The sequence below is a fragment of the Microbispora triticiradicis genome, from assembly GCF_005864065.1.
GTDB lineage: Bacteria > Actinomycetota > Actinomycetes > Streptosporangiales > Streptosporangiaceae > Microbispora > Microbispora triticiradicis.
The window spans coordinates 452,983-474,058 of sequence record NZ_VANP01000003.1; the positions used below are offsets into that span (position 1 = coordinate 452,983).

At 72.6% G+C, this 21,076-nt stretch carries 24 protein-coding genes; 12 read left to right on the top strand and 12 right to left on the bottom strand.

The window, feature by feature from the left end:
* Positions 1–242: 242 nt before the first annotated feature.
* On the bottom strand, positions 243–1,085 hold the full coding sequence (locus FED44_RS10070) for an NAD-dependent epimerase/dehydratase family protein (protein WP_138460486.1): 843 nt from the start codon (positions 1,083–1,085) through the stop codon (positions 243–245).
* Between the two features lie 91 nt (positions 1,086–1,176).
* On the opposite strand from FED44_RS10070, the gene FED44_RS10075 reads away from it, so the two are divergent.
* From FED44_RS10075 to FED44_RS10085, 3 genes are all read left to right on the top strand, one after another.
* A complete protein-coding gene (locus FED44_RS10075) occupies positions 1,177–1,788 on the top strand; it encodes a MarR family winged helix-turn-helix transcriptional regulator (protein ID WP_316246871.1) in 612 nt (203 codons plus the stop codon).
* A gap of 30 nt (positions 1,789–1,818) precedes the next feature.
* A complete protein-coding gene (locus FED44_RS10080) occupies positions 1,819–3,018 on the top strand; it encodes a class I SAM-dependent methyltransferase (RefSeq protein ID WP_244301822.1) in 1,200 nt (399 codons plus the stop codon).
* A 158-nt stretch (positions 3,019–3,176) separates the two neighbouring features.
* Positions 3,177–4,019: a hypothetical protein gene (locus FED44_RS10085; protein WP_138460487.1), complete on the top strand. Its 843-nt coding sequence runs from the start codon at positions 3,177–3,179 to the stop codon at positions 4,017–4,019.
* A 12-nt stretch (positions 4,020–4,031) separates the two neighbouring features.
* On the opposite strand, the gene tsaD is transcribed toward FED44_RS10085, so the two are convergent.
* The 10 genes from tsaD to FED44_RS10135 all read right to left on the bottom strand — a co-directional run bounded on the left by tsaD (position 4,032) and on the right by FED44_RS10135 (position 13,265).
* On the bottom strand, positions 4,032–5,066 hold the full coding sequence (gene tsaD / locus FED44_RS10090; protein WP_138460488.1) for a tRNA (adenosine(37)-N6)-threonylcarbamoyltransferase complex transferase subunit TsaD: 1,035 nt from the start codon (positions 5,064–5,066) through the stop codon (positions 4,032–4,034).
* Between the two features lie 190 nt (positions 5,067–5,256).
* Positions 5,257–5,724 carry a ribosomal protein S18-alanine N-acetyltransferase gene (rimI, locus tag FED44_RS10095; protein WP_396699482.1) on the bottom strand — a complete coding sequence of 156 codons (468 nt, stop codon included), beginning with the start codon at positions 5,722–5,724 and terminating at the stop codon, positions 5,257–5,259.
* 19 nt (positions 5,725–5,743) lie between these two features.
* Entirely contained in the window at positions 5,744–6,466 is a 723-nt protein-coding gene (gene tsaB / locus FED44_RS10100; protein WP_111699975.1) for a tRNA (adenosine(37)-N6)-threonylcarbamoyltransferase complex dimerization subunit type 1 TsaB, read from the bottom strand.
* A 43-nt stretch (positions 6,467–6,509) separates the two neighbouring features.
* A complete protein-coding gene (locus tag FED44_RS10105) occupies positions 6,510–7,064 on the bottom strand; it encodes a class F sortase (RefSeq protein WP_111699868.1) in 555 nt (184 codons plus the stop codon).
* A gap of 2 nt (positions 7,065–7,066) precedes the next feature.
* The gene (locus tag FED44_RS10110; RefSeq protein ID WP_138460489.1) at positions 7,067–7,714 is read right to left on the bottom strand and encodes a hypothetical protein; all 648 of its coding nucleotides are present in this window, start codon (positions 7,712–7,714) and stop codon (positions 7,067–7,069) included.
* 237 nt (positions 7,715–7,951) lie between these two features.
* Positions 7,952–8,458, bottom strand: a complete 507-nt coding sequence (gene tsaE / locus FED44_RS10115) for a tRNA (adenosine(37)-N6)-threonylcarbamoyltransferase complex ATPase subunit type 1 TsaE (protein ID WP_396699477.1) — start codon at positions 8,456–8,458, stop codon at positions 7,952–7,954.
* Complete coding sequence (locus tag FED44_RS10120) at positions 8,455–9,507, bottom strand: alpha/beta fold hydrolase (RefSeq protein ID WP_111699870.1); 1,053 nt, start codon at positions 9,505–9,507, stop codon at positions 8,455–8,457. The genes tsaE and FED44_RS10120 overlap by 4 nt, the downstream gene beginning before the upstream one ends.
* A 26-nt stretch (positions 9,508–9,533) precedes the next feature.
* Positions 9,534–10,679 carry an alanine racemase gene (gene alr, locus FED44_RS10125; RefSeq protein WP_138460490.1) on the bottom strand — a complete coding sequence of 382 codons (1,146 nt, stop codon included), beginning with the start codon at positions 10,677–10,679 and terminating at the stop codon, positions 9,534–9,536.
* Positions 10,680–10,731: 52 nt separating this feature from the next.
* Complete coding sequence (locus FED44_RS10130; protein WP_138460491.1) at positions 10,732–12,246, bottom strand: NAD(P)H-hydrate dehydratase; 1,515 nt, start codon at positions 12,244–12,246, stop codon at positions 10,732–10,734.
* A 158-nt stretch (positions 12,247–12,404) separates the two neighbouring features.
* Positions 12,405–13,265, bottom strand: a complete 861-nt coding sequence (locus tag FED44_RS10135; protein WP_138460492.1) for a haloalkane dehalogenase — start codon at positions 13,263–13,265, stop codon at positions 12,405–12,407.
* Between the two features lie 92 nt (positions 13,266–13,357).
* Here FED44_RS10135 and FED44_RS10140 point away from each other — a divergent pair, with 92 nt between their 5' ends.
* Positions 13,358–13,855 carry a MarR family winged helix-turn-helix transcriptional regulator gene (locus FED44_RS10140; RefSeq protein ID WP_138460493.1) on the top strand — a complete coding sequence of 166 codons (498 nt, stop codon included), beginning with the start codon at positions 13,358–13,360 and terminating at the stop codon, positions 13,853–13,855.
* 119 nt (positions 13,856–13,974) lie between these two features.
* Here FED44_RS10140 and FED44_RS10145 read toward each other — a convergent pair whose 3' ends face one another.
* The gene (locus FED44_RS10145; protein ID WP_111699875.1) at positions 13,975–14,325 is read right to left on the bottom strand and encodes a holo-ACP synthase; all 351 of its coding nucleotides are present in this window, start codon (positions 14,323–14,325) and stop codon (positions 13,975–13,977) included.
* Positions 14,326–14,449: 124 nt separating this feature from the next.
* Here FED44_RS10145 and coaA point away from each other — a divergent pair, with 124 nt between their 5' ends.
* The 8 genes from coaA to FED44_RS10185 all read left to right on the top strand — a co-directional run bounded on the left by coaA (position 14,450) and on the right by FED44_RS10185 (position 20,802).
* Complete coding sequence (coaA, locus tag FED44_RS10150; protein WP_167521440.1) at positions 14,450–15,373, top strand: type I pantothenate kinase; 924 nt, start codon at positions 14,450–14,452, stop codon at positions 15,371–15,373.
* A 10-nt stretch (positions 15,374–15,383) separates the two neighbouring features.
* The gene (locus tag FED44_RS10155) at positions 15,384–16,313 is read left to right on the top strand and encodes a DUF389 domain-containing protein (RefSeq protein WP_111699877.1); all 930 of its coding nucleotides are present in this window, start codon (positions 15,384–15,386) and stop codon (positions 16,311–16,313) included.
* Between the two features lie 78 nt (positions 16,314–16,391).
* Positions 16,392–17,333, top strand: a complete 942-nt coding sequence (locus tag FED44_RS10160; RefSeq protein ID WP_111699878.1) for an ABC transporter ATP-binding protein — start codon at positions 16,392–16,394, stop codon at positions 17,331–17,333.
* A complete protein-coding gene (locus FED44_RS10165) occupies positions 17,330–18,196 on the top strand; it encodes an ABC transporter permease (protein ID WP_111699879.1) in 867 nt (288 codons plus the stop codon). Before FED44_RS10160 ends, FED44_RS10165 begins: the two co-directional genes overlap by 4 nt.
* Positions 18,193–19,146 carry an ABC transporter ATP-binding protein gene (locus tag FED44_RS10170; RefSeq protein WP_244301823.1) on the top strand — a complete coding sequence of 318 codons (954 nt, stop codon included), beginning with the start codon at positions 18,193–18,195 and terminating at the stop codon, positions 19,144–19,146. The genes FED44_RS10165 and FED44_RS10170 overlap by 4 nt, the downstream gene beginning before the upstream one ends.
* On the top strand, positions 19,143–19,859 hold the full coding sequence (locus FED44_RS10175; RefSeq protein ID WP_111699880.1) for an ABC transporter permease: 717 nt from the start codon (positions 19,143–19,145) through the stop codon (positions 19,857–19,859). Before FED44_RS10170 ends, FED44_RS10175 begins: the two co-directional genes overlap by 4 nt.
* Positions 19,860–19,900: 41 nt before the next feature.
* On the top strand, positions 19,901–20,182 hold the full coding sequence (locus FED44_RS10180; RefSeq protein WP_138460495.1) for an AAA family ATPase: 282 nt from the start codon (positions 19,901–19,903) through the stop codon (positions 20,180–20,182).
* A gap of 47 nt (positions 20,183–20,229) precedes the next feature.
* Entirely contained in the window at positions 20,230–20,802 is a 573-nt protein-coding gene (locus tag FED44_RS10185; RefSeq protein ID WP_138460496.1) for an AAA family ATPase, read from the top strand.
* The last annotated feature ends 274 nt before the right edge of the window (positions 20,803–21,076 follow it).

Sequence of the window (21,076 nt, forward strand, 5' to 3'; positions counted from 1 at the left end):
GGCGACCAGCGGCCTGCCGTCGCGGGTGTCAGACCTGTCTCGTCGCTGTTGGCACTCTCAATGGCAGAGTGCCAACACGAAACAGTATGCAAGTGGCGCGTGACAGTCAACACGAACCCGCCCCGCAGGTCAGACCCACCTCCCGGCAACGCGTCCGAGAGCCCCCGTTCAGCCCTCCGCCGCCTGCGCGTCACCACCGCGACCCCGGCGCCCTACGGCGGCGACTCCGGCCCGCGGGCCGGTCAGGCGCGGGTGGCGTACGAACCGGAGCGGACGTCGTCGACGAGGCCGGGCCGGCTGGGGTTCCAGCCGAGCTCCTTCCTCGCGAGGTCGCCGCTCACCACCTGGCTCAGGGCGAGGCCCTCGGCGAACGGGCGGCCGAGCACCTCGCTCGCCTCGTCGATCGGCCACGGCACGGCCTTCCCGCTGCGGCCGGCGGCCGCGGCGGCGTCGGCCACGCTCACCGCCTCCTCAGCGACCGCGTGGAAGAGGCTGCCCGGCGCGGCCTTCTCGATCGCGAGCACGATCAGGTCCGCCAGGTCGTCCACGTGCACGGTCGACCAGGTCGGCGCCGGGCCGCCCGCGTGGACGTACCTGCCGTCCTCCCCGCCGGGGGCGGCGAGCAGGGCGGGGATTCCCACGCCCCGGCCGTAGACGACGCCGGGCCGGACGACGACTCCGCCCCCGTCCAGCACAAGCCTCTCCACCCGCGGCCGGTAGCCGGACAGGGCGATCGGGTCCACCGGGGCGTTCTCGTCCGCCGCCTCGGTGGTGGCGCCGAGCACCCACACGCCGCTGATGTAGACCAGTCGCGCGCCGCCGCCGGCCAGCGCCTCGATCGCGGCGACGTCCACCGCCTCGTCCCCGACGGGGTTCGCGGCGTGGACGACGACGTCGATGTCGGAGGTCACCGCCTTCGCGAGCGTCTCGGGCTCATGGAGGTCGCCGTGGCGCACCTCGCCGGGCAGGGCGGCCTCGCGCGGCTTCGGCCGGACCAGCGCCACCACGTCGTGCCCGTGCTCGGAGAGCCGCTCCGCGAGCGCCGACCCGATGTACCCCGTCGCGCCGAGAACCAGGACCTTCATCGTTTCACCTCTAAAATTTCGACGTTTGACTTTTCGATTCGGAGGTTAGCTTAGGAGGGGTCGACATTTCAACGTCGAAGTGAGCGTTACGATGAGACGAGGAGGAGCGGCGGGTGGACCTTCGGCCGCGCGCATCATGGACGACAACCTCATGAACGGCACCGCCGGGAACGGCACAGTGGACGACGCCGTGAACGACGCCGTCGACCAGATCCTCAGCGGCTGGGCCCGGGTGCGTCCGGACGTGGACTGTTCGGCGATGGGCGTCGCCGGGCGGATCTCTCGGGCGTCCCGCCTGCTGGAGAAGGGCGTCAAGGAGCACTTCGCCCGGTACGACCTGGAGCCGTGGGAGTTCGACGTGCTCGCCACCCTTTTCCGCGCCAACTTCGAGCACCGGCTCTGCATGGGCGACCTCGCCGCAGCCGCGATGGTGAGCTCGGCGGCCCTCACCAACCGGGTGGACCGCCTCACCGCCAAGGGGCTGGTGCACCGGGAGGTCTCGCCGTCGAACCGCCGCATGGTCCTGATCACCCTCACTGACCGGGGCCACGCGATGGTCGACGAGTTGCTGGAGGGCCACGTGGCCAACGAGAACCGGCTGCTCGCCGGTCTCACCCCGGAGGACCGGGAGCAACTGTCCGGCCTGCTCTGCAAGCTGCTCGCCTCCCTCGGCGACGTACGCACCGACGTACGCACCTGCTGAGCATCGGCCGCGGGCGATAGCGTCGCGAACGTGGACCTGGAAGCCTTCCGCATGCTGCTCGCCCCCGCCGGACGCGGGGCCCTGGACGACGCCGTGAGAATCCTCGCCGACGGCGCGGACCCGGTGGCGGCCGCGAGCGCGCTGCGCCGATCCCACTCCCCCGAGCTCACCGCCGCGGCGCTCACCCAGGCGTCGCTGCGGCGGCGTGCCGAGGCGAAGTTCGGCGCCGACGCCGCCGTCATGTACTTCACCCCGCACGGACTCGAGCAGGCCACGCGGCCCGAGGTCGCCGCCCACCGCGCCGCCAGGATCGGCGCCGCCGGGATCAGCGCCGCCGGAGCGGGGCCGGGCGTGCTCGACGTGTGCTGCGGCATCGGCGGCGACCTGCTCGCGCTGGCCCGCGCGGGATGCGCGGTGGACGCGCTGGACCTCGACCCGCTGACCGTGGAGATCGCCCGTGCCAACGTGGCGGCGCTCGGCCTGTCCTCCCTGGTGACCGTGCGTACGGCGGACGCCGCGACGGCCGGCCCGGCGGGATATGACCTGCTGTTCGCCGACCCGGCCAGGAGGGGGGCGAGAGGACGGACGTTCGACCCGATGGCCTACTCCCCCGCGTGGCCGGTGGTGCTCGACCTCGTCGCCCGGGCTCGGGCCGCCTGCCTGAAGACGGCCCCCGGCATTCCGTACGAGTTCATCCCGGAGGGCGCCGAGGCCGAATGGGTGTCGTATCGGGGTGAGGTGAAGGAGGCGGCCATCTGGACCGGGATGGGCATGGGTGGCCGCCGCGCCACCCTGCTGCCCTCCGGCGCCACGCTCACGGCCTCGGGCGCGGAGGCGGAGACCGGACCGGTGAGCCGGTATCTCTACGAGCCCGACGGCGCCGCCGTACGGGCGCACCTGGTCGCCGAGGTGGCGGCCCTCGTGTCGGGCCACCTCGTCGATCCGCGCATCGCCTACATCACCGGCGATCGCCTCGTGCCCACGCCGTGGGCGGCGTGTTACGAGGTCACCGACGTGATGCCCTTCTCGCTAAAACGGCTGCGCGCCGCACTGCGCGAGCGGGGCGTCGGCACGGTGACGATCAAGAAACGCGGATCCGCGGTCGACGTCGAACGCCTGCGGAAGGACCTGCGGCTGTCCGGGAACGAGTCCGTGGTGATAGTGCTCACCCGGATCGAGGACCGGCCCTTCGCGCTGCTTTGTCAGCCTGTGACCAGCCAGAAGGGCTGAACTCCCGGCAATTCACCGGCAATCATCGCCTTTCTCAGTCCACGCCTGATGGCTGCGGGTCAGGGCCTAAAGTTGGCCGTCGGGCAGTGCCGCCTGCTCGTTCGTCTGCGCGAGACCGGGCCGAACCCACGTTTCGGCGAGCTGAAGGAGCATTCTCGGTGGAGCATTCCAGCCACAACCTCCTCCAGGCGGGCAGCCAGACCGCCATCTCCGACCGGATGCGCGAACTGCTCGCCCGGGCGGCCCAGGACCACGTCTACGAGCAGCGGACGCAGGGCGCCGCGCTCGACGACATCCGCCAGCGGCTGGAGGGCATGGAATGGCTGCTCCGCGAGGTGCGCGAGCGTGAGCTCGGCGGCCTCGGCGCCGCGCTGGAGGCGATCACGCAGCGGCTCGACGACCTGGCGGCCCGGCCGCCGGCCTGGGCCGAAGGTCTCGCTCAGCACGTGGAACTGCTGCGCGGCCACGTGGAGGAGGCCGGCGGCCGGACGCAGGGGCTGGCCGACCGGATGACGGAGTTCGCGCACCGGCTCGGCAAGTTCCAGGGCGGCATGGAGGCGGCCGCCGGGCGCTTCACCCGGCTCGACAAGGCCCTCGCCTCGCTCACCGAGCGGACCGAACGGCTGGAGGCCGTGGTGATCGAGCGGCTGGACGGCGTGACCGCCACCGTGGCCGGGCTGAGCGCCGGAGTGGGAGACGTCGCGGCGAGCGTGGACGAGATGAGCACGACCCTGGCGGGCATGAACGCCGACCTCACCCTCACGGCGGGGGCGGTGGCGCCGCTCGCGGAGGCGGTGCGGAGCAGGCCCGACCGCGAGCAGATCGCCGAGACCGTCTCGGACGCGGTCACCCGCGCCATGGAGCCCGCGCATGGCGACGTGGCCCGCCGGCTGGCCGCGCTGGAGGAGACCATGCTGGCGCTCGCGGAGGTCCTGCTACGCCCCGCTCACAGCTCTGCTCACGGCTCGGCCCACGGTCACGCCCGCGACCGCACCGACTGACCCCGTCGTCTCTCAGACGTGGACGACGGTGATCGGGAGGGACGAGTCGGCCGGGATCCGCAGCGTCGAGGGCGAGGCTCCGGCCGCGACCAGGTCGGCGCCGAGCGCCGCCACCATCGCGCCGTTGTCCGTGCACAGGCCCGGCCGCGGCACCCGCAGGCGCACCCCCGCCGCGTCGCAGCGCTCCTGGGCCAGCGCCCGCAGCCGCGAGTTGGCCGCCACGCCACCCCCGATCAGCAGGTCCTTCACGTCGTAGCGGGCACACGCCTGCAGCGCCTTGCGGGTGAGCACGTCCACGACCGCCTCCTGGAACGACGCGGCGACGTCGGCCACCGGCACCGGCTCGCCCGACGCCTCGCGGGCCTCGACCCACCGGGCGACGGCCGTCTTCAGGCCGGAGAAGGAGAAGTCGAGCGTGCCGTCGTCGTACTTGCCGCGCGGGAAGGCCATCGCCGAGCCCGAGCCCTCACGGGCCGCCCGGTCGATGTACGGCCCGCCGGGGAACGGCAGCCCCAGCACCCGGGCCACCTTGTCGAACGCCTCGCCCGCCGCGTCGTCCACGGTCGAGCCGAGCGAGATCACGTCCTGCGCGACGTCCGGCACGAGGAGCAGCGAGGAGTGCCCGCCCGACACCAGCAGCGCGATCGCGGGCTTGGGCAGCGGTCCGTGTTCGAGCTGGTCGACGGCGACGTGCGCCGCGAGGTGGTTCACCCCGTAGAGCGGGACGCCGAGGCCCAGCGCGTACGCCTTGGCGGCGGCCACGCCGACCAGCAGCGCCCCCGCGAGACCCGGGCCCGCCGTCACGGCGACCGCGTCGATGTCGGAGAACCGCAGCCCGGCGGCGGTCAGCGCGCTCTCGACCGTCGGCGTCATCGCCTCCAGGTGCGCCCGTGAGGCCACCTCGGGCACCACCCCGCCGAACCGGGCGTGTTCGTCCATGCTGGAGGCGATGGTGTTGGCCAGCAGCGTGTGGCCGCGGACGATGCCCACGCCCGTCTCGTCGCAGGACGTCTCGATCCCCAGCACGATCGGCTCGTCGCGCCCCATAGTGACCTCCTCTGTGTTTCCCGCTCACCATCGGGACGCTCACTCCCGATGTCTTCCCTCGTCGCTCGGAGTCGCTCGTCCCTCGCTCCCCGCTCGCTCCGCAGTCCAGACACCGGCGCGTCCCTCCGGATCACTCGCTCTGTGTTTCCCCGCGCGCTCCGCAGTCCGGACACCGGCGCGCCTCGCCGGATCACTCGCTGGTCGCAAGGTCCTTCGTCATCGTGATGGCGTCCGTACCGTCCTCGTAGTAGCGCCTTCGCAGGCCGAGGCGGCGGAAGCCGAACCGCTCGTACATCGCCTGTGCCGGGGGGTTGTCCGCCCGCACCTCAAGGAACACCGAGGTCGCACCGCGCCGCGCCGCCTCGGCGAGCAGCCCGTCCATCAGCGCGGCGCCGACGCCGGCGCGGCGGTGCGCGGCGAGGACGGCGATCGTCTGCACGTCCGCCTGGTCGGCCGCCACCGCGAGCCCGGCGTACCCCACGACCCGCCCGTCCACCTCGGCGACGAGGTAGTGCCGGGTGCGCGGCTGGTCGCGCAGCTCGCCCCGCATCATGGCCTCGCTCCAGGCGTCCGCCGGGAACGTGGTCCGCTCGATCTCCATGACGGCGGGCAGGTCCTCGGCGGTCATCTGACGCAGGACGGCCTCCGCCTGCCTCACGGCGTTCTCCCGGCGCGGGTCACGCCGTCACCCGCTTCGGCGCGCCGGGCACCTGCGCGTCGGGACGCCGCAGGTAGATGGGCCGCGGCGGGCCGAGCACGGAGAGCTCCCGCGCCTTCTCGACGGAGTCGACGCGCCCCTCGGGCACGCGGGCGATCTCGGCCGCCTCCTCCTCGCTCAGCGTGGCGAGGCGCCCGGCCGCCAGGGCCGCGAGCGCGCCGGCCGACGGGTGCAGCGGGCCGCGTGTCCGGTCGGCGCCGATGACGTCCGCGTACATGGCGCCGCCCGCGCCGATCACCGGCAGTTCGCCGGGCAGGTCGTGCGGCCGGTCCACGCGCGGCCCGTCGAGCCGCGTGCGCGGGTCGCCGTACCGGGCCCAGAAGACCTCCTTGCGGCGCGCGTCGGTCGCGACCAGGAAGGGCCCGCTCTCCTCCACGGCGTACGCGAGGGCGTCGAGCGTGCACACCCCGAACGCCGGGACGCCCGCGGTCAGCGCCAGCGCCGTCGCCGTCATCAGGCCGACCCGCAGGCCGGTGTACGGCCCGGGCCCGGTCCCCGCGACGATGGCGGTGACGTCCCTGAGCGTCGCCCCTGACTCACTCAGGACCTGCTCGACGGCGGGCGCGAGAAGCTCCCCGTGCCGGCGCGCGTCGATCGTCGTCGACTCTGCCACCACACGCTCGCCGTCGTGCAGCGCGGCGGTGACGGCGGGAGTGGCGGTGTCGAAGGCCAAGACAAGCACGAAGGTCAAGCGTAGTCGCTCTGCGCAGGCGCCCGGACACCCGTCAGGCGGAGCGGACCAGGGAGGCGTAGACGATGACGTTGTCGCGGTACTCGTGCTGTTTCCAGTCGAAGTCGCCGCCGCAGGTGATCAGGCGCAGGCCGTCCTCGGTGTAGACGCGCTCGGCCGGGAAGTCGTTCTTGGGCACGCGCTCCACGGAGTCCACGCGGTAGGACGCGGTCTTGCCGTCGCTGCGCACCACCTTGACGACCGCGCCCTCGCGCAGGTCGCGCAGGCGGTAGAAGACGGCGGGAGCGGTCTTGGTGTCCACATGGCCGATGATCACGGAGGCGCCGGGGTCGCCCGGCACGGCGCTGCCGGTGTACCACCCCGCCGTGGCCGGCTTGTCGAACGGCGGCAGCTCCACGTCGCCCTCGTCGGAGAGGCCGAGCTTCATCAGCGGCGCCTTGAGGCGCAGCGCCGGGATGTCGATCCGCTTGGGGACGACGGAGGTCCTGACCTCCGCCTGGTCGCCCGTGTCCCCGCCCCCGGTGATCACGGCGAAGACGAGCCCGGTGACCACCCCGGCGACGATCACCCCCCGGGTGGACAGCGCCAACGTCAGGCTCCGGAGCGCCTGCGGGCCACCCCGACGCCGACGCCCAGCGCGGCCAGCAGCACGACGACGGTGACGCCCACCGGCGGACCGGACGCGTCCTCGGGGCCTCCGGCGGCCGTGCCGCCGCCGCCCGCGTGCGGGGCCCTGGTGGGAATCCTCGTGTGGTCCTCGGTGCGGTCGGGCTCCTCCTGCGGCGCCACGATCCGGAACGACGCCTCGCCGACGTCGTTGGTGGCCTCGCAGCGGACCTGCACGCGGTAGCCGCCCGGCTTCGCGCCGGACCGTACGGTGGCGCTGCCGGTCACCAGCGGCATGGCGGTGGCCGAGGCCGGGGTGCCGGACTTCGCCGGCGGCGGCACCAGCGTGACGAGCCCCGTGAACGCGTCGGAACGCGCGGTCGCGCGGTATTCCGGACCGCCCTCCGACAGGGGGCAGCGGGCGGTGACGCGGACGCTCCTGGTCGCGCCTCCGGTGATCCGCTTCGGCTCGATCGTCACCCGGATGTCCTGCCGCGCGATCGAGACGAGCGGCGTCGGCAGGGCCGGGGTCAGCGTCATGGTCGGTTCGGCCTGCACCGCGGCCTGCGCGGTGCAGCCCATCGCCCCGACCATGAGGGCTCCGGCGACGGCGACCTGCGTGACCCTGCTCAACGGCACACCTCTTCCACCCAGGTCCCTTACCCAGAAAATCCTGACCGATTCATGACCGAGGATCTTCCGTCGCCCCGATGATCCACAGGATCGCGGACGGGCGTCAAGGACTGCGTGGCGGACCGGTCTGAATCGCGCACGGACGACGCCCGGCTTGTCCCCGGGCGTCCTTGTCGCACGTCAGAGTCTGGGTTGCGGTCGTTTGTGGTGAGAACGGCCGTGCTCGGCGGAGGCGGCTCAGGCGAGGGAGACGGCGGACCACCGCGGGCCCACGCCGGACAGCCGTACGAGCCGCTCCTCGCCCTCGGCGCCGCGCTCGATGTGGACCTCCAGGCGGTCCTCCGACAACCCCTCGACCAGGCCCTCGCCCCACTCGACCACGGTGACCGACTCCTCCAGCGAGGCGTCGAGATCGAGGTCGTCCACCTCAGGGAAGCCGCCGAGCCGGTAGGCGTCCACGTGCACCAGCGCCGGCCCGCCCGACAGGGACGGGTGGACCCTGGCGATCACGAAGGTGGGCGAGGTGATCGGCCCGCGCACCTTGAGGCCCTCGGCGAGGCCCTGCACCAGGGTGGTCTTCCCCGCGCCGAGCGGCCCGCTCAGCACGACCAGGTCTCCCGGCCCGAGCAGCGCGGACAGCCGCGCGCCCAGCGTCCGCGTCTCCTCGGCGGTCACGGCCCGGAACTCAGCGGTCCGGAGCTCGTCAACCCCGGACGCGGCGGCCCGGGACTCACCCGTCGTCACGTGTTCTCCCTCTCGGCTCGCTTCAGCAGCTCGCGCAGCGCCTCGTTCACGGCGTCGGGCCGTTCGAGCTGCACGAGATGCGACGTCTCCGGCACCGTCGTGAGCTGGGCGGTCGGCACCGCGGCCGCGATCGCCCTGCTGTGGTCGAGCGGCGTCAGCCAGTCGCCCTCACCGACGATTATGGCGGTCGGCACCTTGTTCAGCACGTCGAGCGCGGTCAGCTTGTCGTGCGACATGAGGGCCGGGTAGAAGTCGGCGATCACCTCGGAGGGAGTGGCCCGGATCATCGACTCGACGAAGTCCACGACGGTCGGGCTGACGCTCTTGGAATCGCCGAACGCGAGGTGGCGCAGCGCGAGGAACGACAGGTCGGTGCCTGCCTGCCGGCCTCGGTCGACGAGCGCGCCGCTCCGGCGCATGACCGAGACGGCCGGCGGCACCGCGAGGTTGACCACCTTGGAGACCAGGGCGGGCAGGCCCAGGGTGATCTCGGCGAGCTTGCCGGCCGAGGTCGCGATCAGGGACACACCGCGGATCTTGTCGCCGAACAGCTCGGGCCGCCGCTCCGCCAGAGCCATGATCGTCATGCCGCCCATCGAGTGGCCGACCACCACGCAGGGCCCGGGGACGAGCTCGTCGAGCACCAGCGCGAGGTCCTCACCGAGCCGCTCGATCGTGCAGTCGCTCGCGGGCGCGCGCGCCGACAGCCCGTGGCAGCGCTGGTCCCACACCACCAGGCGGTAGGAGTCGCGCAGGACGCGCCGCTGGTAGTGCCAGGAGTCGGAGGACAGGCAGTAGCCGTGGCACAGCACCACGGTCAGCGGCGCGTCCTCCACGCCGTCGACCTCGGCGTGGATCTGGAGGCCGTCGGAGGTGGTGAGCGTCACCGGCCGTCCGCGCAGCTCGCCGAAGGGCTCGCCCGCCTCCAGGTCAGGCCGCAGGCGGATGCGGCCCACGGCGTACCTCTTGGCGAGCGTGGCCGCCGCCACCCCCGCCGACGCCGCGCCGAAGACCGCGCCGGCGATCCCGACCTTGCGACGTGTTCTCATGCCTGCCCTCCTCGCAGCCGCGTTGCTCAGCGTCCGTCCGTGTGGACGCGAGGCACGCGGGATCCGATCCTCGTCACGATCTCATGAGTAATCGTGCCCAGGGAATCCGCCCACTCCTGACAAGTCGGCTCGCCGTCGTCCCCGGGACCGAAAAGGATCACTTCGTCCCCCGATTCCGCCGCGTCGTCGCCCAGGTCGATGACGAACTGGTCCATGCACACCCGGCCGGCGATCCGCCGTCGCCGGCCCGCCGCCAGCACCTCCGCCCGGTTGGTCCCGTTCCGCAGAATGCCGTCCGCATACCCGAGAGGAACGAGGCCAAGCGTGGTTTGCCGGTCGGTGACGTACAGGTGCCCGTACGACACGCCCGTCCCGGGGGTGACCCGCTTCACGCTCGCGAGCCTGGCCGTGAGGGTCATCGCGGGCCGGAGCCCGAAGTCGCCGAGCTCGGGGATCGGGCTCAGCCCGTAGATCGCGATGCCGGGGCGGACCATGTCGTACCTCGCCTGCGGCAGCGTGACGGCCGCGGCGGAGTTGGCGATGTGCCGAACGGCGTCGCCCGGCACCCCTGCCTTGTCCGCGACGGCGAGCGCCTCGTCGAACGTGGCGAGCTGGGCGTCGACGGAGGGATGGCCGGGGATGTCGGCGCACGCGAGGTGCGACCAGACGCCCGCGATCTCGACGGCGCCGCTCGCCCGCGCGGCGAGGGCGTGCTCGACCAGCCACGGCCAGTCGGCGACGGTGGCGCCGCCCCGGGAGATGCCGGTGTCGATCTTCAGGTGCACCCGGGCGGTGCGCCCCGTCCGGCGGGCGGCCGCGACGATCTCGTCCACGACCCAGGGGGCGCCGGCGGACAGGTCGACGTCCGCGAGCAGCGCCGCGTCCAGCGGCTCGCCCGGTGTGATGAGCCACGACATGACCGGCGCCGTGATCCCCGCCTCGCGCAGCGCCAGCGCCTCGCGGACGAAGGCGGTGCCGAGCCGGGCCGCGCCCGCCTCCAGGCACGCCTTCGCGACCGGCACCAGGCCGTGCCCGTACGCGTCGGCCTTGACCACGGCCATCATCTCGGCGCCGCCCGCACGCTCGGCCAGCAGCCGCACGTTGTGCCTGATCGCGGACAGATCGACCCGTGCCTCAGCCGGGGTGGCCGCACCCGCCGTCGAGAAGCTCATTTTCCCAGTGTGTCAGGTGGACCCGGGTGGATGCGCCGATGGACACCGCACGTCAGAGCATGCGCAGGGCCTCGGGGACCGCCTCGGCGACGTCGAGGGCGGCGATCGGAGCCTCCCCGCGCCTCCCGTCGCCTCCGCCCGCGGCGCCGCCCCTGGCGGCGATCCGCGCGGCCAGGCCGTGGACGTACGCGGCGCACGAGGCCGCGTCGTATCCGGAGAGGCCGGCGGCGAGCAGGGCGCCCGTGATCCCGGACAGGACGTCGCCGGTGCCGCCCGTGGCGAGCCAGGGCGTTCCGGTGGTGTTGACCCGCACCGGCCGGTGCTCCTCCGCGACGAGGGTGGTGGAGCCCTTCAGGAGCACCGTCGCCCCCAGCTCCGCGGCGGCCCGCCGCACGTGGTCGAGCCGCGCGGCCTCGATGCGCTCCCTCGGCACGCCGAGCAGCCGCGACAGCTCGCCGGCGTGCGGCGTGAGCACCGTGGGGGCGGCCCTGCGCAGCAGCGTCCGGTCCTTGGCGACCAGCGTGAGCCCGTCGGCGTCCACCAGCACCGGCACGTCGGCCGCGAGCACGGCGCGGGCCACGGCGTGCGCCTCCGGGCCGGTGCCGAGCCCGGGCCCGAGCACCCACGCCTGCACCCTGCCCACCTCGTCCAGCAGGCCCTCCGGCGCCGAGGGGTCGAGCACGGTCGTGACCGCCTCGGGCCAGCGGGCCCTGACCAGCCGCACCGGCTCGACCGTGCTCGCGAAGCGGACCATGCCCGCGCCGGCGCGCACCGCGCCGCCGGCCGAGAGCACGGCGGCCCCCGTGTACGTGTCGCTGCCCGCGGCGATCCCGACGACCCCCCGGCGGTACTTGTCGCTCTCCGCGCCAGGCCGGGGCAGCAGACCGGCCACGTCGTCGCCGGTCGGCGCGGCCACCTCGGGATCCGGCAGGTGCGGCCCGAGGCCGATGTCCACCAGCTCGACCGATCCCGTGTGGGAGGCTCCCGGATCGACGAGCAGACCGGCCTTGTAGGCACCGAACGTCACCGTCAGGTGCGCGCGGACCGCCGGTCCCTCGACCCGTCCGCTGCTCGCGTCCACCCCGCTCGGCACGTCGACCGCCACGACGAGACCGGCGGCCCCGGCGGTCAGCTCGGCGAGCGTGCCGTACGGCTCCCGCAGCGCCCCGCCGCCCCCGATGCCGACGAGGCCGTCGAGCACGATGTCGGCCCGCGCGAGCAGGTCACCGGCCCGCGCGGCGTCGAAGGGGCGCGCCCGGCCGCCGGCCGCGAGCAGCGCGGCGAGGCCGCCCTCGTGGGCGCGTGAGCCGGCCAGCACGGCCTCCACCCGGGCTCCCCTGCTCGCCAGGCGGGCCCCGGCGTACAGGGTGTCGCCGCCGTTGTCCCCGCCGCCGACCAGCAGCGCCACGTGGGAGCCGTACACCCGGCCGCGCACGCCCTGGAGCAGGTTGGCGCAGACCATGGCGAGCCCGGCGGCGGCCCGGCTCATGAGGGTCCCCTCGGGGAGCCCCGCCATCAGCGCCGTCTCGGCGGTCCGGATCTGGTCGGAGGTGTAGGCGGTCCGCATGCGTCCGACCGTAGCCTCCCGCGACCCCGATCGCGATCACCGGTCGAGCCACCGCACGCCCGGGACGGCTGGCACGGACAGCGGGACGGCTGGCACGGACAGCCGGACGGCTGGCACGGACAGCGAGAACGGGCCGCCACCGCACGGGCGGCGGTCTCTCAGACGGTCAGGCCGTGCCGCTCGGCCCATGCGCCGATCGCCGCGGCGATGGCCTCGGGCCGGTCCTCCGGCGCGTGATGGCCGGCCGGGCCGCAGTGCTCGACCTCCAGCCCCGCGATGTTCTCCGCACACCAGGCGGCCGTCTCCGGCCCGATGAGCAGGGTCGGGGAGGAGTCGAAGGTGAGCAGCAGCTTGGGGACGTCGTGGCTGCTCGCGAGCCACCCTCCGTACTTCTCGACGCGCTCGGCGACGTCGGCCGGCTCGCCGTTGAGCGGCATCGAGCGCGCCCACTCCAGCAGCGGGCGGCGGCTCTCCCGCGTGGGATAGGGCTCCAGGTAGGGCCGCATCTCCTCCGCGCCGAGGGGCGTCAGCACTCCTCCGGTGAAGGCGGTCTCCACCAAGAAGTTCCGGTCGAGCACCAGCGACTCGCCCCCGGGGCCGCGGATGGTCTCCGCGCGGGCGCGGGGCGCCTCGCCGAGCTCGCTCCACGACATCGGCCGCACGATCGTCTCGAAGAAGGCGACGCCGCGGACGCGGCCAGGGTGGCGGGCCGCCCAGTCGAAGGCGAGCGACCCGCCCCAGTCGTGCCCGACGAGTATCACGTCCTCCAGCCCCAGCCGCTCGAACCACGCGTCGAGGTAACGGGCGTGGTCCGCGAACCGGTACGGCACAGCGGGCTTGCCCGAGCGGCCCATGCCGATGAGGTCGGGGGCGAGCAGGCGGGAGCCGGCGCGGATCCGGGGCAGGACCTCGCGCCACAGGTGGGACGAGGAGGGGTTGCCGTGCAGGAAGACGATGTGAACGCCACTGCCGGTCTCCTCGAAGTACATCTCCGAATCGAGCACCTTGATCGAAGGCATGGAGGTCCTCAAATTTCGTTCGTCTGACTAACGTTAGTTACACGAACAGATTGGACTGTTAGTCGGACTAACACAACCGGTAGGATGGCCGCATGAGCAGCAGCGAGTCCGACCCGGCCTTCCCCACGGCCCCGCCCATGGACGGGAGGACCGGACCGGCCCGGTTGCGGAGCCTGCCGACCCGCCTTCTGTCGCTGGCGGCGACGCACTCGGACCGGCTCGTCAACGAAGGGCTCGCCGCCGACGACGCCCGCAAGTGGCACTACGCCGTGCTCGCGACGCTGGAGGAGTCCGGCCCGGCCAGCCAGGCCGAACTGAGCCGCCGCACCGGCATCTACCGCAGCGACCTGGTCGCCGTCATCAACGAACTGACCGATCGGGGCCTGGTGGAGCGTGCGCCGGACCCCGGCGACCGGCGCCGCAACGTCATCACGGTGACCGAGCGGGGACGCGCCCGCTTCGCCCGGCTCGACGAGCTGATCACCGAGCTCGAAGACGTGGTGCTGGCCCCCCTCAGCCGGCCCGAACGCGACCAGCTCGCCGGGCTGCTCGCCCGTCTGGTGGACCACCACGGGCGCCGGGACGGGTGACGGCGCCGCGAAGGGCCTCAGGCTCCCGTTCAGGGCTCCCGTTCAGGACCTCCGCTCGGGACAACCGCTCAAAACTCCCGGCCAGGGCTTCGCGCGCCTGGCTTCCGCGCGACTTGCGCTCAGGACTCGGCGATCACGTAGGCGACGGCCATGCCGCCGTCGTGCGACAGGGAGACGTGCCACCGGCGCACGCCGAGGCCCCGCGCCACCTCGGCGGCCCTGCCGGTGAGCCGCACCTCGGGACGGCCGTGCGCGCCGCGCACCACCTCCGCGTCGAGGTGCCCCAGGCCCGGCGGGCCTCCGAGCGCCTTGGCCACCGCCTCCTTGGCGGCGAACCGCGCAGCCAGCGACTCCGGCGGCAGGACGGCCTCGGCCTCGGTGAACAGACGGCGCCGCAGGCCGGGCGTGCGCTCCAGCGCCGCGCGCAGACGCGCGACGTCGACCACGTCCACCCCGATGCCCACGATCACCCCGCCAGCGTACGGGGCGTCATTCCTTCCCCGTCACGCGCGAAAGTAATCCATCGATTTTTGTCCACAGCCTGTGCACGACCCCGCGCGGACGCGGTGAACGGCCGTGGCTACGCTTGCCGACGTGGCAGATGGGGACCCGTACGTCGAGCTCAGCCGGGAGCAATGGCGTGACCTGCGCAGGAACACGCCGCTCACGCTCACCGAGGCGGAGCTGCGGGAGCTGCGCGGCGTCCACGACCCGATCGACCTGTCCGAGGTCACCGACGTCTACCTGCCGCTCACCCGGCTGCTCAACCTGCACTTCACCGGCTCACGGCAGCGCGGCGCCGCCGTCGGCGCGTTCCTCGGCGAACACGAGCCGCCCCCACCGTACGTGCTGGGCATCGCGGGCAGCGTCGCGGTCGGCAAGTCGACCACGGCGCGGCTGCTGCACGCGCTGCTCGCCCGCTGGCCCGAGCACCCCCGCGTCGACCTGATCACCACCGACAGCTTCCTCCACCCCAACAAGGTGCTGGAGGAGCGCGGCATCATGCACCGCAAGGGCTTCCCGGAGAGCTACGACCGGCGGGCGCTGGTGGGCTTCGTGGCCGACGTGAAGGCGGGCCGTCCCTCGGTCGAGGCTCCCGTCTACAGCCACCTGGAGTACGACATCGTGCCCGGCGCGACCCACGTCGTCGACCGGCCGGACATCCTGATCGTGGAGGGGCTCAACGTCCTGCAGCCCGCGCCGCCGGACGCCCTCGCCGTCTACGACTACTTCGACTTCTCCATTTACGTCGACGCCCGGATGGAGGACATCCGCACCTGGTACGTCGAGCGCTTCCACAAACTGCGCCGTACGGCCTTCGCCGACCCGAAGTCCTACTTCCGGCACATCGCGGCGCTCTCGCACGAGGAGGCGACCACGTTCGCCGAGAACGTCTGGCGGGACATCAACGAGCGCAACCTGGTGGAGAACATCGCGCCGACGCGCGAACGGGCCGGTCTGATCCTCCACAAGGGCTCCGACCACTCGGTCACCCACGTACGGCTCCGCCGTACCTGATAATCGTCCGGTGCTGCATCTGCGGGTGATCGCCCCTTATGAGCGTACGGACCGGGTCGTCGAGGCGCTCGACCGCGCACCGGGCGTCACCAACGTGGTCGTCCTGGCCAAGGCGGCCCGGCGGCCGGAGGGCGACGTGGTCCTCGCCGACGTCGCCAGGGAGGCCGCCAACGCCGTCATCGAGGACCTCAAGGCGCTCGGCCTGGAGGAGGACGGCTCGATCACGGCCGAGGAGATCGAGCTGTCGATCTCCCGTGGAGCCGTCGAGGCGGAGGAGCGGGCCCCCGGCGAGGGCGACGACGCGGTGGTGTGGGACCAGTTCGAGGCGCGGGTCGCCCTCGACAGCCGCATCACCTGGGCCTTCCTGGCGTTCCTCACCATCGCCACGCAACTGGCGGCCATCGGCGTGCTCATCCCCTCGCAGATCCTCATCGTCGGCGCCATGGTCCTCGGCCCTGAGTTCGGCGCGGTCGCGGCGGTCTCCTTCGGCCTGCTCGGCCGCCACTGGGCGCTCATCGGCGCGGCGGTCCGCACGCTCGCGGTCGGTTTCGCGGTCGCGACCGCCGTCACCCTGGCCTGCGCGCTGGTCTCGCGCGGGATCGGCATGATCACCCCGGACATGCTCCGACACAACGACGAGGTGCACTTCATCGTCAAGCCCGACCGGTGGTCGTTCATCGTGGCGCTGCTCGCCGGGGCCGCCGGCGTGCTGTCGATCACCGCGGGCAAGTCGTCCGCCCTGGTCGGCGTCTTCATCTCGGTCACCACCGTCCCGGCGGCGGGCTACATGGCGGCGGCCCTCGCGCTGGGCCGCTGGGACGACGTCGGCGGGTCGGCGCTGCAGCTCGTCGTCAACATCGCCGGGATGGTCGTCGCCGGGACGCTGACGCTGTTCCTCCAGCGCCGCCTGTGGACCCGGTACGGCGGAAGTCGCGCGTGACAGGCATACCTGAGACGTAGATCGGCTCCTCCATCAGACGGAGGCCCGGCGGCCACCCCGCCGGATAGGGTGCCAGTCATGACAGCGAGCGCGACTCCCTGCTTCGCGACCGAGGGGCTGACCAAGCGGTTCCCCCGCGTCACGGCGCTCGACCACCTCACCGTCGCGGCCGGGACCGGCGTGACCGGCCTGGTCGGCGCCAACGGCGCGGGCAAGTCCACCCTGATCAAGATCCTGCTCGGCCTGGTGCCGCCCACCTCGGGAAGCGCCTCGGTGCTGGGCCTGGACACGGCCACCCAGGGCCTGGAGATCCGGCGGACCGTGGGCTACATGCCCGAGCACGACTGCCTGCCCCCGGACATCTCGGCGACCGAGTTCGTGGTCCACATGGCCCAGATGTCCGGCCTGCCGCGCACCGCGGCCCGCGAGCGCGCCGCGGACACGCTGCGCCACGTCGGGCTGGACGAGGAGCGCTACCGCCCGATGGGGGGCTACTCCACCGGCATGCGGCAGCGCGTCAAGCTCGCCCAGGCCCTCGTCCACGACCCTCGGCTCGTCTTCCTCGACGAGCCCACCAACGGGCTCGACCCGCAGGGCCGCGACGACATGCTGGCGTTGATCCGGCGGGTCGGCACCGAGTTCGGCATCAGCGTCCTGGTCACCTCCCACCTGCTCGGCGAGCTCGAACGGGTGTGCGACCACGTGATCGTCATCGACGGGGGGCGGCTGCTGCGCTCCTCGGCGATCCGGGAGTTCACCCGGGCCGAGCAGACGATCGCGGTGGAGGTCGAGGAGGGCCAGCGGCAACTGGCCGACCGCCTCACGGGCGGCGGCGAGACGGTGGCGGTGCAGGGCAGGCTGCTGACGGTGCAGGTGTCCCCCGACGACCCCGGCCGCACCTACGACGCGGTCCGTGACGCCGTCAGCGACCTCGGCCTCAGCCTCCTGCGACTGGAGCAGCGCCGGGGCCGCATCGAGGACGTCTTCAAGGAGTCCACAGCCAAGGAGCCAGTGGCATGACGATCGAGCCGACGGCGGTCATCCACGACATCGGATACCGCCACTACGACGGCGTACGGCTCGGGCGCGGCCGGGCGACGCTCGCCCTCGGCGTGCAGAGCCTGCGCGGCGTGTTCGGGCTCGGCCGCACGATTCGCGCCAAGATCATGCCGCTGCTGCTGGCCGCGATCATGCTGATGCCGACGGTCGTGTCGATCGGTGTGATGGCGCTCGCCAAGCAGTTCGTCATGCCCTATTCGCAGTACGCCGTCTTCATGCAGGCGGTGATCGCCGTCTTCCTGGCCGCGCAGGCGCCGTACCTGGTCGCGCCGGACCTGCGGTTCCGCGTGCTGCCGCTGTACCTGTCCCGCCCGCTGACCGTGAACGACTACGTCGTGGCGAAGCTGGCCGCGCTGGCGGTCGCGCTGTTCTGCCTGATGGCGCTCCCGATCACGATCGAGTTCGTCGGCGAGATGCTGATCGACATGCCGATGCCGCTGCACACGGGCGACTTCCTCGGCGCGCTGGGCGGCACGGTCCTGCGCGCGGTGCTGCTGGCCGCCCTGGGCGTCGCGCTGGCGTCGTTCACCCCGCGCCGCGGCCTCGGGGTCGCCGTGGTGATCGCGTTCTACATGTTCACCGCCGCCGTCTCCGGGCTCTTCTACGCCGTGCTCGCCTCGACCGGCCGGGACGACGTGGCCCCCTGGGCCCTGCTCCTCAATCCGTTCTTCCTCGTCGACGCCGTCCAGTCGGCGCTGTTCGGCACCGATCCGGCGACCGGCGAGGGATATCCCCCGGGCGTCGCCTCGTGCCTGATCCTGCTGGCCGTGATCGCCCTGGCCGTGACGGGCGTCCTCCTGCGCTACCGGAAGGCGGCGTCGTGACCACCACGAGTCCCCCCGTGACCACCCGCCAAGGCGTGCTGGAACTGGCCCAGGTCTCCCGCTGGTACGGCAACGTCGTGGCGGTCAACGACGTCACGATGACGATCGGGCCCGGGGTCACCGGCCTGCTCGGCCCGAACGGCGCCGGCAAGTCGACGCTGCTGCACATGATGGCCGGGTTCCTCGCGCCGTCGAACGGCACGGCGACCCTCGACGGCCAACAGATCTGGCACAACCACGACATCTACCGGCAGATCGGCCTGGTGCCCGAGAAGGAGGCCGTGTACGGCTTCCTCACCGGCCGGCAGTTCGTGCTGTCGGCGGCCCGGCTGCACGGCCTGCCGTCCCCCGCGGACGCGGCCCGCCGGGCCCTCGACCTGGTGGAGATGACGGAGGCCTCCGGCCGCCGCATCGAGACGTACTCCAAGGGCATGCGGCAGCGCGTGAAGGTCGCCGCGGCCCTCGTCCACGACCCGCAGGTGCTGCTGCTGGACGAGCCGTTCAACGGCATGGACCCGCGGCAGCGGCTCCACCTGATGGACCTCGTCCGCCGGATGGGCGAGGAGGGCCGGACGATCCTGTTCAGCTCGCACATCCTCGAAGAGGTCGAGCGGGTGGCCCACCACATCGAGGTCCTGGTCGCGGGACGGCACGCCGCGTCGGGGGACTACCGGGAGATCCGGCGGCGCATGGCCGACCGGCCGCACCGGTTCCGGGTCAGGTCGAGCGACGACCGGCGGCTCGCCGCCGCGCTCATCGCCGATCTGTCCTCCAGCGCCGTATCGCTGACGGAGCAGGGCATCGAGGTGCAGGTCACCGACTTCGCGCGCTTCACCGCGCTGCTGCCCCGGACCGCCCGCGACCTCGACGTCCACCTGTGGCAGGTCTCCCCCACCGACGAGGACCTGGAAAGCGTCTTCTCCTACCTCATCTCCGGGAGCGCCCGATGAACACGGTGGTGGCCGACATCACGTACCGGGCCATGCTCGGACGCAAGCGGATCTGGCTGCTGGTGCTGCTGCCGGTGGCGCTCGTCGCGATCGCCGCGCTGCTCAGGCTCCTGAACGGCGAGTCCGAGCAGACGGCGGTGACGCTGATGAAGACCTTCGCGATCGGCACGATGCTGCCGCTGCTCGGTCTGATCGGCGGGACGGGCGTCATCGCCCCGGAGATCGAGGACGGCACGATCATCCACCTGCTGTCCAAGCCGATCTCCCGCCCGGTGATCGCCGTGACGAAGTTCGTGGTCGCGGCCTCCCTGATCGCGGTATTCGCGGCGGTCTCCACGTTCGCCGCCGCCTACCTCCTGACCGGCACGGAGTCGGGCGTCGCGACCGGGTTCACGCTCGGCGCGCTGTTCGGCGGGGTCGCGTACGCGGCCGTGTTCCTGCTGCTGGGCGTGCTCACCCGGCACGCGGTCGCGATCGGCGTGATCTACGCCCTCGTCTGGGAGGGCGTCGTCGGCGGCTACGTGCCCGGAGCGCGCAAGTTCTCCATCCAGCAGTGGGCCCAGTCTCTCGCCGACCAGATCTCCTCCTCGGCCTTCTTCTCCACCGAGGTCACGCTGGGCTTCGCCGTACCGGCCATGGTCATCGTCACCGTCGGGGCGGTCCTGTGGACCGGCCAGCGCCTGCGCTCCCTCTCCCTCACCGGCGACGACTGACCACACGGCCGACACCCCTCGTCGTCGCTACGGTGGGACGCATGACACCGCGCCTGGCGCAACTTCGCCTGATGGAGTTCAAGTCCATTCGCAGCGATTCGGTACTGCGGATGGGCGGCATGACCGTGTTCATCGGGCGGAACAGCAGCGGAAAGTCGAACGCCCTCGACGGGCTGGAAGTGCTCTCCCGGCTTGCCGCGGGCGCGGACCTCGTCGATGCGGCAGCATCGAGGCCACCCGGTACCGGGGTACCCGCGGGCGCGACCGCGCGGCCGCCTTCCGCTCCACCCGGCTGCTCACGGCTCAGCTTCCGCTCCTCCTGACGCAGGACACCGAGACGGAAAGGCATGTCGTCCAAGCGGCCGAGGACATGATCGAGGCACTCCAGGGCGTGTTCCGGGATCTCGTCGAACACGAGGTCACCGGCATCGAGGTCATCCGGTCCGAGTTGAACGACGTCATGCTCGCGCTGCGGGAGGGCCGTGCTGTCACCCCCGCCAGAGAGATGAGCGACGGCCTGCTGCGCTTCATGGCCATCGCGACGACCCTGATCACTCGTGGCCGGGACGTGGATCTCGGCGGCATGCCGGACCGCGAGCGCCCTGTGACCGTGGTCATCGAGGAACTGGAGAACGGGCTGCATCCGTCACAGGCCGGCAAGGCCCTCCAACTCGTACGCAGGGCGGTCAAGGACGACGGAGCGCAGGTGTTGTTCACCACGCACAGTCCCGCGCTGCTGTCGGGACTGTCCGCCGAGGACCACAAGTCCGTCATCGTCTGTTCCCGGGACCGGGAGACACAGGAGTCGACGCTCACACCCCTGCCCGAGCTGGACGGATACCCGCGGCTGATGGCCCAGGGAGACCTCGGCTCCGTCGTCACCGCGGGATTGGCACCAGCGGGAGATCGCGGAAGAGCTGCTGCTCAAGCGACGCCAGTGTGATCTCATCCTGCCCGTCACGGCGGTCATCGAGACGGGCAACCACATCGCGCAACTCGGGAACGGCCATGACCGGCGGGATCGGGCGAAGAAGCTGCACGCTCTCCTCGACCTGGTCATCAGACGCGAGGCACCTTGGGTGCTGCACATCGTGGAGGGGGGCGAGCCTTTTCTGCGCGAACTCCTCGGAGGCGGCGGTACGGGGATCGGGCTCGTGCCGTGCGTGAGAAGGGCACTCGTCGAGCAGCGACGGTATACGCCGAGGACCCCGCCGGGC

What these genes read in the sequence shown, in the direction of transcription:
- FED44_RS10185 (WP_138460496.1), top strand. Translation starts at nt 20,230, where the DNA reads ATGATCGAGGCACTCCAGGGCGTGTTCCGGGATCTCGTCGAACACGAG.
- FED44_RS10180 (WP_138460495.1), top strand. Translation starts at nt 19,901, where the DNA reads ATGACACCGCGCCTGGCGCAACTTCGCCTGATGGAGTTCAAGTCCATT.
- FED44_RS10140 (WP_138460493.1), top strand. Translation starts at nt 13,358, where the DNA reads ATGAGCAGCAGCGAGTCCGACCCGGCCTTCCCCACGGCCCCGCCCATG.
- FED44_RS10165 (WP_111699879.1), top strand. Translation starts at nt 17,330, where the DNA reads ATGACGATCGAGCCGACGGCGGTCATCCACGACATCGGATACCGCCAC.
- FED44_RS10130 (WP_138460491.1), bottom strand. Translation starts at nt 12,246, where the DNA reads ATGCGGACCGCCTACACCTCCGACCAGATCCGGACCGCCGAGACGGCG.
- FED44_RS10175 (WP_111699880.1), top strand. Translation starts at nt 19,143, where the DNA reads ATGAACACGGTGGTGGCCGACATCACGTACCGGGCCATGCTCGGACGC.
- tsaD (WP_138460488.1), bottom strand. Translation starts at nt 5,066, where the DNA reads ATGGGGCGCGACGAGCCGATCGTGCTGGGGATCGAGACGTCCTGCGAC.
- FED44_RS10120 (WP_111699870.1), bottom strand. Translation starts at nt 9,507, where the DNA reads ATGAGAACACGTCGCAAGGTCGGGATCGCCGGCGCGGTCTTCGGCGCG.
- FED44_RS10075 (WP_316246871.1), top strand. Translation starts at nt 1,177, where the DNA reads ATGAGACGAGGAGGAGCGGCGGGTGGACCTTCGGCCGCGCGCATCATG.
- alr (WP_138460490.1), bottom strand. Translation starts at nt 10,679, where the DNA reads ATGAGCTTCTCGACGGCGGGTGCGGCCACCCCGGCTGAGGCACGGGTC.
- FED44_RS10070 (WP_138460486.1), bottom strand. Translation starts at nt 1,085, where the DNA reads ATGAAGGTCCTGGTTCTCGGCGCGACGGGGTACATCGGGTCGGCGCTC.
- FED44_RS10135 (WP_138460492.1), bottom strand. Translation starts at nt 13,265, where the DNA reads ATGCCTTCGATCAAGGTGCTCGATTCGGAGATGTACTTCGAGGAGACC.
- FED44_RS10160 (WP_111699878.1), top strand. Translation starts at nt 16,392, where the DNA reads ATGACAGCGAGCGCGACTCCCTGCTTCGCGACCGAGGGGCTGACCAAG.